The following is a 12,075-nucleotide window of genomic DNA, read 5'->3' as shown; positions in this document are numbered from 1 at the left end:
TGTTTCTTCTATGTGAGCGGGGCGTAAAGAATCAATATCATCTTTTTATGAATCCGTTTTTTGTTCGGCTGGATGTAAAAGAAGAATACACCAAAAAAAGCTGTCAGCTTGGTCCTGACGGCTTATTTTTGGTGAAAGGCTTATTTCTCCGTGGTGAAATAAAGCAATGCTATGACCGGAAAAGCGATTCCAATCCATAATGTGATACTCCACCCGCCTGAGGCGTATGCCCATCCTCCGATTGATGATCCTATAGCACCGCCGAGAAAGAAGATTGCCATAAATAATCCGTTTAATCGGCTGCGAAATTCAGGTGCCAACGAAAAAATGGCACGCTGACTGAGTACGAGATTGGCAGATACCCCCATATCCAACAGGATAGCAGCGGCCACCAGAACTGCTATTCCGACGGGGGAGCTGCTCTGAATCATGAGCGGGAGTAATAAAGAAACGATGACAACACCGAGAGCGATTCCGGTGGCAAGCCGGGTCAAGCCGCGATCAGCCAGACGGCCGCCTATCGGTGCAGCCGCTGCACCCGCAATGCCCGCTAATGCATACAGCGCGATTGCCTTTTGAGAAAAATGAAAAGCAGGACCGGACAATAATAAAGGCACAGTCGTCCAGAATAAGCTGAAAGCGCCAAATACAAACGCATGATAAATGGCACGGCGGCGTAAGACCGGAGTCGTGCGCAGCAGCTTCCACATTGAACCGAGTAAGACGGTGTAGCTTGTGTTTGCTGTTGGTTTTCTGGCAGGAAGCACTTTTGATAAGATGATTGCCAGGACAACACTTAACGCGGCGGATAAAGCAAATATGGCATTCCACCCCCATATATCAGCGACCAGGCTGGATATCGGACGGGAAAGCATAATACCGAGCAGCAGGCCGCTCATCACATTGCCGACAACCCGGCCGCGTGCGGCATCTGGTGCAAGGTATGATGCGAACGGAACAAGCACTTGGGCTGCGATTGATCCCAGTCCGATGAAAAACGCAGCAGCTAAAAACAGTGTTCCATGCTTCACAAATGCTGTCAGTGTCAAAGCGGCTGCGCTTAGAAGGAGCGATACAACGACAAGTTTTTTGTTTTCGATAATGTCTCCCAAAGGGACGAGAAACAGTAAGCCGGCAACGTATCCGATTTGGGTCAGCGTGACAATCAGTCCGGCGTTGCTTGGAGAAAGTCCGATTGCCGCACTAATGAATCCTGCCAAGGGCTGTGCATAATAAAGATTAGCGACAATGATACCGCATGCCATTGCGAGAAGAAGGGTTAAACCAGGTGAAATTCCCTGATCTGCTGTCTGTTTGTTTTCTTTAGCCATATGAATGAACTCCTTTTTAAGTGGTTTTTATGATGCTTGATAAATGATTTGCTGATTCATCTCCTTTACGCAGAGGCTTTTGGAGTCTGTGTTTCATCAAGATTTCCCTCAAGTTATTTTGTAAACTAAACGTTTAGTTTTATTATAAGAAAATGATATACTAAACGTTCAGTTTTGTAAATGGGTTTCTGTTTTCTTTTTTTATACAGGTTAAGTATACTGAACGTATCGTTTATAATTCGGGAAGGAATGATTCATGTGCAGAGTAAACGAGGACGGCCGCGCGATGAAGGAACACATAAGGCGATTCTTTCTGCAGCCTATGACCTACTGTTGGAAAATGGCTTTGACGCGGTGACAGTCGATAAAATTGCTGAGCGTGCCAAAGTGAGTAAGGCAACGATTTATAAATGGTGGTCAAACAAGGCTGCCGTTATCATGGACAGCTTTCTTTCGACCGCTACGGACAGACTGCCTGTGCCCGATACAGGATCAACAGTGCAAGATATATTGACCCACGCCACGAATTTAGCAAGGTTTTTGACGAGCCGGGAAGGAACCGTTATTAAGGAATTAATCGGTGCGGGGCAGCTGGATGCAAAATTGGCGGAAGAATATCGCACGCGATTTTTCCAGCCCCGCCGCCTCCAAGCGAAAGGCCTTCTGGAAAAGGGAATTCAAAAAGGTGAATTAAGAGAGAATCTTGATATTGACGTAAGCATCGATCTCATTTACGGACCGATTTTCTATCGCCTGTTGATCACAGGTGATGAGGTGAATGATTCCTATGTGCATGATCTGGTGATGAGTGCGTTTAAGGGAGTTCAGCCTGCCTGAAAAATACTCGGATCATGTGAAAGAGATGCAGACTTCTGCTGCCTATGGGCGGAATATAATGAAAGGCCGAACAAGTTCATTGTTCGGCCTTTTCTGATTGATTTGCGAACTGCCGGGCGGCCGCCACGCAAGCGATAACGCCGACGTTTACCGCCGCAAGTTCCCATCCTGCTTTTTCATGGAGAATCATGGCGGCCAGTAACAGTCCGAAGAAAGGCTGCAGAAGCTGCAGCTGTCCGACCGCGGCGATGCCTCCCTGGGCGAGTCCGCGATACCAGAATACGAAGCCGATCAGCATGCTGAATATTGAGACATATGCAAGACTGAGCAGTGCGGGCGCGCCGATGTTTGACCATGAGTCCGGCATGAAGCAGAAAGACAGGATGAACATAAGGGGAAGCGATAAAACGAGAGCCCAAGAGATCACCTGCCAGTTGCCAAGCCGCCGGGAGAGGCGGGCGCCTTCGGCATAACCGAGACCGCACACGATAATCGAAGCGATCATGTACGTATCACCGAGCGGAGAGGATTCCCCTCCTTGCAGCAGAGCATGTCCGGCTACGAGGATGCTGCCGGCAGCCGAGAAAATCCAAAAGACCGGCCTGGGCCGTTCGCCTCCTCGCAGTACGCCGAAGATCGCCGTCGCAAGCGGAAGAAGCCCGATGTAGACAATGGCATGAGCGGATGTGACATGCTGAAGCGCTAATGCTGTAAGCAGCGGGAAACCGATCACGACGCCGAGCGCTACTGTTATTAATGAAATGATGTCGCTTTTGGCAGGGCGTTTCTCCTGAAAAATGAGGAGCAGAGCGCCTGCCAATATACCGGCTATCGCGGCGCGGCATACGGTGAGAAATACCGGATCAAAGTCCGCTACAGCCAAGCGGGTCGCGGGAAGCGAGCCGCTGAAAATGAGCACGCCGATAAATCCGTTAATCCAGCCGTTTGCGGCCTTATTCATTCCAATCACTCCAATATATATTTCTAAACCCATTTTCAAAGTTTATAATGACTATAAACTGAAATTGGCCTTATACAAATGGCCAGTTTTTATAAAAAGAAGAATGCCAGTTTGGAGGGAATAAAAATGGATATCACGCCATTTTTAAATAGAGATCTGGATATTCCGCTTTATCAGCAGCTTTATCGGCATTTTAAGGAAAATATGCATCAGGGCCGTATTCCTAAAGGACTGAAGCTTCCTTCAAAAAGGCTTTTGTCAAGTCAGCTTTCCGTCAGTCAGACGACTGTGGAGCGTGCCTATGAACAGCTTGCCGCCGAAGGCTATATTGTCAGTAAGCCGAGAAGCGGATGGTTTGCCGATTATGACTCGGACGCCGTCTATGTGAAAAAGCCGGGCGCTTCGCCTGTTCAAACAAAGGCGAAGGAAGACCGCCAATGGATTGATTTTCACTACGGCACTGTGGATGCCGCTCATTTTCCTTTTTCGGCATGGCGCAAAAGCATGGTTGCAAGCTTAGATCAATATGGGCACGAGCTGTATCGGCCCGGGGATGATTTGGGCGAGCTTGAACTGAGAACGCTCATTTCAGAATACTTATATCAGTCGCGCGGCGTGAATTGCCGTCCTGAACAAGTGATAGTCGGCGCCGGGAACCCTGCTCTTTTGCAAATGCTGTGCAAAATATTTGAAGCAAATCTATCCATCGGATATGAAGATCCGGGTTATCCGAGAGCGAGGGAGATTTTTAAAGCCAATCACATGAAGATCATTCCGATACCCGTCGATGATGAAGGAGTCTGTATCCGGAAGCTGAATGAAGAGCGGCCGCGTCTTGTATATGTCACGCCTTCTCATCAATTTACGTTAGGAACGATTATGCCGGTAAACAGAAGGATTCAGCTGCTGAAATGGGCGAAGGAACATCAATCGTTCATTATAGAAGATGATTATGACGGTGAATTCCGATACACCGGCCAGCCGATCCCATCATTGCAAGGGCTTGATCAGCATCACCGTGTTATTTATATGGGAACGTTTTCCCAATCTCTGCTTCCTTCGCTGCGCATCAGCTATATGATTCTTCCTTTGCCGCTTATCGAAAAAGGCAGGGAAATCGCTTCTTTATATAAGCAGACCGTCTCCTGCCACAGTCAGCTGACGCTGGCTCAATTTATCAAAAGCGGAGAGTGGCAGAAACATATTAACAGAATGAGAAAGCTGTACCGGAAAAAAAGAGCGGTATTATTAGAGGCCGTGCGGCGCGAGCTGGGACAATACGTCAGGATTCGCGGAGAAAATTCCGGGCTGCGGATTTTACTTGACGTTCAGCTGCCTTTCAGTGAAAAAGAGCTGATTGAAAAGGCGGAGGAACAAGGCGTCAAAATCTATCCCGTGTCTCTCACCTATCAAAAACAGCTCCCTGAAAAAACAGTTTCTCTCGGTTTCGCTGGGGTTTCTGAAACCAATATACAAGAAGGCATAAAAAAACTGAGAGCCGCCTGGGCGCTGTAAAAGGCAGCTCACAGTTTGAAATACTGAAGCTTGAGTCAGGGGTGCTGTCTCAGCAGCAAAACGATTTATAGGACGGGCAGGCGGAGCGCCGTATCAATATTTTGCAAATTGAGCCGGACTTGTTCATTTGTGTTCCACGGGTGATACCAGCCTTTTTCCATCATATAGCGTGAGATTTGCTCGTGCATGTCAAGGGCTTCTTCTAAGTGCCGGGTGAGGATCGCTTTCACTTCAGGCGTTCCGGCTTCCGTCGCCGCCATCGCATAGTTTCTGACACCGCTTTTTGCCGAATTCAATAAATCCATTGCGACAATTTGGTCTGTCAGTGCATTCATTCCCGTCAAGTATTCAATAATCGGATTCATTCGTGATTCATCTCCTCATTTCATGCTGTGCATCAGATAAAATCGAGGCAAATTCCTGCAATTGCCTTGTTGATGTATCCACATCCTGCTGCATGATTTCTTTCAGCTGCGGATCGGATACGAGCGCTTTCATGGTTTTGGATTTCGTCAGACAAAGTGACTTAAAAGAAGCCATCTCCTGAATTTCGAGTAATTCATGTAAGGCGCTGGCCATTTCTGTAGCCTCCGTTCTTTAAGGTTTGAGTACAACTTTAATACAATCATCTGTTTTCGTGTCAAACATCTCATAGCCGTGCTTCGCTTCACTGAGCGGAATGACATGGCTTACAACATCGCCTGGATCAATTTTGCCGGTTGACACCAATTCAAACATATACGGCATATAGTGGATGACCGGAGCTTGTCCTGATCGGATATTGACGTTCCGCTGCATGATATCGCCAAGGGGAAACCCGTTGTATCTGCCGCCGTACACACCCGTAATCTGGATTGTTCCCCCTTTTCGCACCGCTTGGGACGCGATGACCAATGCGCTCATCGCCCCGCCCTGAAGTTTTAATCCGCTGGCGAGGAACTCGAGATCCGTCATTTTTCCGTCCATGCCGACGGCGTCAATGACAACGTCGGCGCCGCCTTTGGTGATTTCCTTCAGGTAGCTGCCTGTATTTTCGTGGTCTTCGAAGTTCACGATTTCTACTTTATTCGTCCGTTTCGCATGCTGGAGACGGTAGTTGACATAGTCTACGGCTATTACGCGTTTCGCTCCCTTTAACCAGCAGAATTTTTGAGCGAAAAGGCCCACGGGCCCGCAGCCGAGAACGATAACTGTATCGCCTTCTTTTACGCCGGCATTGTCGACGCTCCAAAAGCCGGTTGTCATCGCATCGGAAATAACACTCAGTTTCTCATCCGGTTCTTCGCATGTTTCGGGAACTTTAAAGTGGGTAAAGTTCGCAAATGGAACGCGCAAATATTCGGCCTGGCCTCCCGGATAGCCGCCGGCATTTCCTGAATAGCCGAAATAAGCGCCTATATCGCCGTTCTCATTTGATTGATCACACTGGCTTTCCAGGTGATTCTTACAATAAACGCATTCTCCGCAGGCGATATTAAAAGGAATAATGACGCGGTCGCCTTTTTTGACTTTCGTCACGCCGGGACCGGTTTCTTCCACGATGCCCATCGGTTCATGGCCGATGATGTAGTCTTCCTGCAAATTCGGGATGAGTCCGTGGATTAAATGTAAATCTGATCCGCAAATTGCCGTACTTGTGACTTTTATAATCATGTCATCGTGTTTTTCAATCTTCGGATCAGGCACGTCTTTGACAACGACGTTTTTCACTCCTTGATACGTTACGGCCTTCATGCTGTAATACCTCCAGTGTTAGTGATCATCAGGTGTGCGGTCAAACATCCCTTTTCTGTTTGTTTCAACGGGAAACAGGTTCATGCTTCCGACCATGAGGGTATTTTTTGCAGAGAGCTGATCCAATTTATACTGTTCGCTCAAATCATGCGGGTGAAACCACTTTTTGCTGACCATCAAGTCTGTTATCTCCTGATGCATCGCGATTCCCTGCATGAGCTGTTTGCGCAGCAAAGCTCTTACATCAGGTGAAGCGGTTTCTGTTAAAGCGACGGCGGTATTTCTGACGCCTTCTTTGGCGCGTATGAGAAAATCCATTGCGAATGTCATATCCGCAAGTTCAGGGACATGTAATGAATTGATCGGATCTAAATGGTCATGATTCAATGATGCTTACCTTCCTTTCAATTGATGATCGAAGTCGGCCGGTTTTGAGGAACGGGAGCCTGAAACGTTGCCCGTTCATAAACCGCCTGCAGATCAGCCAGGTCTTGAGAGGCTTGCTGAACGTCTTTTTCCATTAACGTTTTCAGATCCTGATCAAACACAAGCCCTTGCATGAGCTTGGATTTCGCTACACAAAGCGTCTTGAAGTTAATGATTTCATGTAAGTCCAGCGACTCGTGAGCCGCTAATTCACGCTTTTCCATAATCGTCTGAAACCTCCCTTTCTAAAAATACGTAATTAATTTCCCCTGAGAAAAGAGCTCTAGTCTTACAAATTTTGTTTGTAAGAAAAAGCGGAGAAAAAGCCTGACGGTGCATCAAAAAAAAGAGGAAGCACAATCGCTTCCTCTTGTTCACATGGAATGGCTGTTGGTGTCATGAACGTTTTTCTGATGCGCGGGCGGTTTTGCCGCGCGGGAGACGAGCCCGCTGAGCACGATGCCGATCAGTACGATGATCAGTGCTTTAACAAGGCCGAATTCTTCACCGAGCAGTCCGAGAACGGGAGGGCCGACTAAGAAGGCGCAGTAGCCGACGAAGGAGATTGCTCCGACCCGCTTAACTGCTCCTTTTGGGTCATCGCCGGCTGCGGAAAGGCCGACCGGGAAGCCGAGGGAGGCGCCGATTCCCCAAAGAAAGACGCCGATTACGGCTGCTGTGAGGTTTCCGCTGAAAATTACAAGGGAAAGTCCGATGACACTGACGGCGGTGCAGAGACGAAGAACGGGCACGCGTCCGTACCGGTCCAAAAATGCCCCGCCAAAGATGCGGGCGATCAGCATAGCGGTGAGGAAGACCCCGTAAACCGCCGTGCCTTGCGCGTGCGTCACGTGAAAACCATCCGTCATGGTGAGCGGAAGCCAGTCATTGGCCGACCCTTCTGCGAAAGCCATTCCGAGCACGATGAGCCCGATCAGCAGTGTGCGCGGCTCTGTCCAGACGTTTTCCGGCTTTTCGCTTGAGACTTCCTGCCGCCTTGAGACGGCATCTTCTTTCCCGGTGTCCTCCGGCAGAAACCGGAAGAAAGTAAAAATCAGGATAAACTCAATTCCGGCAATGAGCAGCAGGTGAACGAGCACGGGAACCTTGAATAAAATAGCGAGAGAGGAGAGTCCCGCGCCTATCAATGTGCCGGCGCTGAACGATGCGTGCAATGCGGGCATCATGGTTTTCCCGGCGGCGCGTTCAAGGGCGGAACCATCTACATTAAGGGCCACTTCCGCAAGTCCGTAGCCGAGCCCGAAGATGATCAGTCCGGCAAATACGATGCTTTTGAAAGCGGCAAAAACACCTGCGCTGATGACGAATATCCCGATAATGACAATCAGAACACTGATCAGAGCTGCGAATCTGGTTCCCTTCCGCGAGATGATCCGGCTGGCGCTTAACAGACCGATTAATGAGCCGCATGCAAGGCCGAAAATAATCAATCCCATCACTGAAGTCGAGGCTTTCAGCGTTTCTCTGACTTCAGGCGTGCGGGAAATCCAGGATGAGAAAGCAAGTCCGGGCAGCGAAAAAATAATAAAAAGGGAAAGTTTCCATTTTTGAATGCCCTGTTTACTCATGAAATCAGTTCCCTCTCTGCCAAATGAAGCGGAAAACGCAGAGATTTTAATGTGATGGCAATCAATCCTTTTTGATAATAGGGCTGGATGTCATCTATGAGAATCAGCTCGGGCATGTGTTCTTTCGGGACAAAAGCGGAGCATGCTTCATAAACCTGTTCCATATCCAATCCCTTTGATAATTCTCCGATAAACGCAATGGCCTGCGGATTGATGATTGAAATCATGGCGCTTGTCATCTTAACAGCCAGTTCCGGAAAAGAATCAGGTGAATAGAGCTTTTCAAGCTGCTGCTTCCGTGTCGTTTCAAATGGAATATAAGAAATTTCTCCGGCGAATTGCGTATTGCCTTTGACTAAGCGCCCGTCTATAACGAAGCGCGCTCCCGGAGGGTTGTCTTTGACAAATGCGGCCATGGCGATGGTTTTCGGGACGGAATATTGCTGATCGCGATAAAATCCGTACAAAGCGTAATGCATCTCGTTTTCTACATTGACCTTGACAGAATGTCTGGCTTCAAGTCTTTCCTGCATCGGGATATCACACAGCTCTTCAGTGTCACAAATGCCGATGATGCCGTGGCTGACCACACCCTGAACCCCCATGCCGATCGCCTTTATATTGGGAAACCGCCTTATCCATTCGTCAGTAAGCCGTTCGATGACGTCATAATTGATGACATCATAAAAGTGGCTGTCTTTTTCAATATAGTCACCGTGCCAATCTGCCAGCGCGACGTCAATCGAATGGACGCCGCCTTCTGTTTTAACGGATATGCCGAGTACCAAATGACTGTCCGCATTTAACGTAAACTGCCTTGCTTTTCTTCCGCCTGTTGAGGCGCTCGGTTCCAGTTCCATAACTTCGCCGCGTTCTTTTAATTCATGTAAAATGTTTCCGCACGTGGCGGCGCTGAGCCCTGTTTGTTGAGAGAGAAAGGAAATGGTGGCCGCATCCGTTTTCAGCAGCGCTTCAATGATTGTTTCTTCATTCGTTTTTTTTACAATGGATGTATTATTAATGGTATTTGCCATGATTCCGCACCCCTTTATTAATCACTTTTTAAAAGACTTATTAAAAGTAGTTTAAAATATACTTACCGAATCAGTCAAGACGGGTTAACATTGTTTTCAAGCGGAGAATAAACAGAATATCCTTGCTGAAAATGGAGGCTCGACACATGAGTTCTGATAACAAAATCTATTATGAACGCGAAACGGAAGAGCTGAGGAAGAAAAACATCCGGGCGCATAGGCTTGTCCGGGAATTAAACGACGCCGATCCGGAAGCGTTTGAAACAAAAGAAGCGCTCATCAGAGAATTGTTCGGGACGGCAGGGGAAAAACCGGGCATCGAGCATAACTTTCACTGTGATATCGGAACCAATATTCATGTCGGTGATCATTTTTATGCCGGCTGTAATTGCACCATTTAGACATGGCTGACGTGCGAATAGGCGATAACTGTATGATAGGGCCGAATGTCGGGATCTATACAGCCGGGAGGAAGAAATAAAAGCGGTTACGGCATTCCGATTACGATCGGAGGCAGCTGTGTCATTTTTCGTCACCATCGGCGAAAACTCCGTCATTGCGGCCGGTACAGTCGTTACGAAAGACGTCCCGCCAAACCCCGTCATGGCCGGAAACCCGGGGAAGGTCATAAAAAAGATATGAACAAAAACAGCTTGCGAACAATCCCGCAGGCTGTTTTTTCTTTCACCCGTCACGCAGGGACAGAAGGGGAAGGTGAGAAGAAGGCACATATGGTATGATGACAAATAGAATAAAACCTCGTGAGGCCGGTCGGCTAAAAGGAAGTGGACAGAGATTGTTTGGTACAAAACATCAAGAAGACTACGTCTCCCGTGACAGACGCTCATTGCATATGCTTGCGCTTCGGGTGCCCGGTCTGGCGTTTATTTTAATGGTATATGCCGCATCAGTCTCTTTGCAGTACATTTATGAAAGCTGGACGGTTTTTTTGCAGCTGTTATTCACGATATTGATCGTCATTTTTACCGTGCTGCACTGGCATTCCCATCGCTGGGTGAAGAAAAAGACGTTTCTTTATTTCATCATACAGGGATTTATCATATATACATCGGCTAACTTGATGACCGGCGGCTATATCGCGCTGGTGATCGGTCTCTATGCCTTTTTAATTGGGCAGATTATCGGAATGTCGGATAAGGGAAAAACGCTGCTCATACTCTATCTTTTCATTTTAATGTCCATAACAGCCCTGCATCAGGAGCATCCGCATCATCTGCTGCGTTTCATCGTTATCGCCGCTCCCATCATGATCGTGATTATCACGTATGCGGCCACATTTTTCGCGCAAGTTGATGAAAAAATAAAAACACAGATGACGCTTGAAAAATTAGAGCTCGCTCACCGGCAAGTGAAACAGCTGACGCTTCAGAATGAAAGACAGCGGATGGCGAGAGATTTGCACGATACGCTTGCCCAAGGATTGGTCAGCTTGCATATGCAGCTTGAAGCGGTGCAAGTTCATCTTTCGAAAGATAACACTGACAGAGCGAAAGACATCATCAGCCAGTCAATGGAAAGAGTGAAGGGCACATTGGCTGATGCGCGCTCGGCCATTGACAACCTTCGCAGCAAATCAGAAGAGATCGGGTTCTTAAAAGAAAGCATCACTGAACAAATCAACCATTTTACAGAAGCCTCCGGGCTGTCTTGTTTTTTAGATTACAGCGTGCATCATGTGCTTGACGTTCATACGGCGGAGAATTGCCATTACATGATCGGAGAAGGCCTGACAAACGCCGCCAAGCATGCAGAAGCAAAGAATGTCTGGGTGTCCGTTCGGGAAGAAGAGAGACAGATCCGCATAACCGTCAAAGATGACGGGAAAGGCTTTGATGCCGGAACAGAAATGAGAAAAAGCGGTCATTACGGGCTGCTTGGGATACAAGAACGCGTCAATATGATGAACGGCACTTTCCGTATAACAAGCGCCAGATCAGCGGGGACTCAAATTGAGATCATCATACCAATTCAGGGAGAGGCGGAACATGTATAAAGTGTTAATAGCAGATGACCATCTTGTCGTCAGAGAAGGTCTGAAGCTTTTGATAGAAACAAATGACCATTACACCATAACGGGAGAAGCGGAAAACGGGAAAACCGCCGTCCGCCTCGCAGAGGAACTAAAGCCCGATGTCATTCTCATGGATCTGTACATGCCGGAAATGAGCGGGCTGGAAGCCATTAAACAGATAAAAGAGCATTCTGATGTGCCGATCATTATTTTGACGACCTATAATGAAGATCATCTGATGATAGAAGGCATCGAATCAGGCGCGAACGGTTATCTGCTGAAGGACACAAGCTCAGAAACCTTATTTCATACGATGGATGCGGCGGTCAGGGGAGAAGTGCTTCTGCAGCCGGACATCTTGCGGCGTTTCCGGGAAATGAAAATGGAACGGGCAAATGCCAATGAAACACAGCTGACGGAAAAGGAAATCATAGTTCTGCAAGCCGTTGCGCAAGGACATAAAAGCAAAGCGATCGCCTTCGATTTAGGAATCTCAGAGCGGACGGTAAAAGCGAGATTAACATCGATTTATAACAAATTAGGCGCTGATTCGCGGACGGAAGCCGTCACCATTGCCATGCAAAAAGGCATTCTGAAACTGAATATATAATGAAAA

At 47.8% G+C, this 12,075-nt stretch carries 15 protein-coding genes; 6 read left to right on the top strand and 9 right to left on the bottom strand.

Annotated elements, in window-relative coordinates; translation table 11 throughout:
- Positions 1-140: 140 nt before the first annotated feature.
- Positions 141-1,331: an MFS transporter gene (locus K3G25_RS17810; protein ID WP_021495038.1), complete on the bottom strand. Its 1,191-nt coding sequence runs from the start codon at positions 1,329-1,331 to the stop codon at positions 141-143.
- 258 nt (positions 1,332-1,589) lie between these two features.
- Between K3G25_RS17810 and K3G25_RS17805 the strand changes: the two genes are divergently transcribed.
- Complete coding sequence (locus tag K3G25_RS17805; protein ID WP_021495037.1) at positions 1,590-2,168, top strand: TetR/AcrR family transcriptional regulator; 579 nt, start codon at positions 1,590-1,592, stop codon at positions 2,166-2,168.
- Positions 2,169-2,244: 76 nt separating this feature from the next.
- Here K3G25_RS17805 and K3G25_RS17800 read toward each other — a convergent pair whose 3' ends face one another.
- Positions 2,245-3,129 (bottom strand): DMT family transporter, encoded by an 885-nt coding sequence (locus K3G25_RS17800; protein WP_053285502.1) that lies wholly within the window; start codon positions 3,127-3,129, stop codon positions 2,245-2,247.
- A gap of 126 nt (positions 3,130-3,255) precedes the next feature.
- Here K3G25_RS17800 and K3G25_RS17795 point away from each other — a divergent pair, with 126 nt between their 5' ends.
- On the top strand, positions 3,256-4,644 hold the full coding sequence (locus K3G25_RS17795; protein WP_014417025.1) for a MocR-like pyridoxine biosynthesis transcription factor PdxR: 1,389 nt from the start codon (positions 3,256-3,258) through the stop codon (positions 4,642-4,644).
- Positions 4,645-4,709: 65 nt separating this feature from the next.
- Here K3G25_RS17795 and K3G25_RS17790 read toward each other — a convergent pair whose 3' ends face one another.
- The 7 genes from K3G25_RS17790 to K3G25_RS17760 form a co-directional block, all read right to left on the bottom strand.
- Positions 4,710-5,009 carry a spore coat protein gene (locus tag K3G25_RS17790; RefSeq protein WP_014417026.1) on the bottom strand — a complete coding sequence of 100 codons (300 nt, stop codon included), beginning with the start codon at positions 5,007-5,009 and terminating at the stop codon, positions 4,710-4,712.
- A 7-nt stretch (positions 5,010-5,016) separates the two neighbouring features.
- Positions 5,017-5,223 (bottom strand): hypothetical protein, encoded by a 207-nt coding sequence (locus K3G25_RS17785; RefSeq protein ID WP_014417027.1) that lies wholly within the window; start codon positions 5,221-5,223, stop codon positions 5,017-5,019.
- A gap of 18 nt (positions 5,224-5,241) precedes the next feature.
- Entirely contained in the window at positions 5,242-6,378 is a 1,137-nt protein-coding gene (locus K3G25_RS17780) for a zinc-dependent alcohol dehydrogenase (RefSeq protein WP_014417028.1), read from the bottom strand.
- Between the two features lie 18 nt (positions 6,379-6,396).
- Positions 6,397-6,765: a spore coat protein gene (locus K3G25_RS17775; RefSeq protein WP_232489449.1), complete on the bottom strand. Its 369-nt coding sequence runs from the start codon at positions 6,763-6,765 to the stop codon at positions 6,397-6,399.
- Between the two features lie 17 nt (positions 6,766-6,782).
- Positions 6,783-7,028 carry a hypothetical protein gene (locus tag K3G25_RS17770; protein WP_007409324.1) on the bottom strand — a complete coding sequence of 82 codons (246 nt, stop codon included), beginning with the start codon at positions 7,026-7,028 and terminating at the stop codon, positions 6,783-6,785.
- Between the two features lie 150 nt (positions 7,029-7,178).
- Positions 7,179-8,393: an MFS transporter gene (locus K3G25_RS17765; protein WP_109566733.1), complete on the bottom strand. Its 1,215-nt coding sequence runs from the start codon at positions 8,391-8,393 to the stop codon at positions 7,179-7,181.
- Positions 8,390-9,427 carry an ROK family protein gene (locus K3G25_RS17760; protein WP_014417031.1) on the bottom strand — a complete coding sequence of 346 codons (1,038 nt, stop codon included), beginning with the start codon at positions 9,425-9,427 and terminating at the stop codon, positions 8,390-8,392. The genes K3G25_RS17765 and K3G25_RS17760 overlap by 4 nt, the downstream gene beginning before the upstream one ends.
- A gap of 146 nt (positions 9,428-9,573) precedes the next feature.
- Between K3G25_RS17760 and K3G25_RS17755 the strand changes: the two genes are divergently transcribed.
- The 4 genes from K3G25_RS17755 to K3G25_RS17745 all read left to right on the top strand — a co-directional run bounded on the left by K3G25_RS17755 (position 9,574) and on the right by K3G25_RS17745 (position 12,069).
- A complete protein-coding gene (locus K3G25_RS17755; protein ID WP_014417032.1) occupies positions 9,574-9,828 on the top strand; it encodes a maltose acetyltransferase domain-containing protein in 255 nt (84 codons plus the stop codon).
- A gap of 118 nt (positions 9,829-9,946) precedes the next feature.
- Entirely contained in the window at positions 9,947-10,069 is a 123-nt protein-coding gene (locus K3G25_RS20785) for a maltose O-acetyltransferase (RefSeq protein WP_014417033.1), read from the top strand.
- 154 nt (positions 10,070-10,223) lie between these two features.
- Positions 10,224-11,441: a sensor histidine kinase gene (locus K3G25_RS17750; RefSeq protein ID WP_269770602.1), complete on the top strand. Its 1,218-nt coding sequence runs from the start codon at positions 10,224-10,226 to the stop codon at positions 11,439-11,441.
- Positions 11,434-12,069 (top strand): two-component system response regulator YdfI, encoded by a 636-nt coding sequence (locus tag K3G25_RS17745; protein WP_014417035.1) that lies wholly within the window; start codon positions 11,434-11,436, stop codon positions 12,067-12,069. The genes K3G25_RS17750 and K3G25_RS17745 overlap by 8 nt, the downstream gene beginning before the upstream one ends.
- Positions 12,070-12,075 lie beyond the last annotated feature (6 nt).

Origin of the sequence: Bacillus sp. FCW2, from assembly GCF_021228595.1 — a bacterium.
GTDB classification, from domain to species: Bacteria; Bacillota; Bacilli; order Bacillales; family Bacillaceae; genus Bacillus; species Bacillus velezensis.
Note: the sequence above shows the minus strand (reverse complement) of the source record. Positions and strands in the feature narration are given on the sequence as shown.

What these genes read in the sequence shown, in the direction of transcription:
- K3G25_RS17795 (WP_014417025.1), top strand. Translation starts at nt 3,256, where the DNA reads ATGGATATCACGCCATTTTTAAATAGAGATCTGGATATTCCGCTTTAT.
- K3G25_RS17785 (WP_014417027.1), bottom strand. Translation starts at nt 5,223, where the DNA reads ATGGCCAGCGCCTTACATGAATTACTCGAAATTCAGGAGATGGCTTCT.
- K3G25_RS17780 (WP_014417028.1), bottom strand. Translation starts at nt 6,378, where the DNA reads ATGAAGGCCGTAACGTATCAAGGAGTGAAAAACGTCGTTGTCAAAGAC.
- K3G25_RS17790 (WP_014417026.1), bottom strand. Translation starts at nt 5,009, where the DNA reads ATGAATCCGATTATTGAATACTTGACGGGAATGAATGCACTGACAGAC.
- K3G25_RS17755 (WP_014417032.1), top strand. Translation starts at nt 9,574, where the DNA reads ATGAGTTCTGATAACAAAATCTATTATGAACGCGAAACGGAAGAGCTG.
- K3G25_RS17800 (WP_053285502.1), bottom strand. Translation starts at nt 3,129, where the DNA reads ATGAATAAGGCCGCAAACGGCTGGATTAACGGATTTATCGGCGTGCTC.
- K3G25_RS17760 (WP_014417031.1), bottom strand. Translation starts at nt 9,427, where the DNA reads ATGGCAAATACCATTAATAATACATCCATTGTAAAAAAAACGAATGAA.
- K3G25_RS17770 (WP_007409324.1), bottom strand. Translation starts at nt 7,028, where the DNA reads ATGGAAAAGCGTGAATTAGCGGCTCACGAGTCGCTGGACTTACATGAA.
- K3G25_RS17745 (WP_014417035.1), top strand. Translation starts at nt 11,434, where the DNA reads ATGTATAAAGTGTTAATAGCAGATGACCATCTTGTCGTCAGAGAAGGT.
- K3G25_RS17810 (WP_021495038.1), bottom strand. Translation starts at nt 1,331, where the DNA reads ATGGCTAAAGAAAACAAACAGACAGCAGATCAGGGAATTTCACCTGGT.
- K3G25_RS17765 (WP_109566733.1), bottom strand. Translation starts at nt 8,393, where the DNA reads ATGAGTAAACAGGGCATTCAAAAATGGAAACTTTCCCTTTTTATTATT.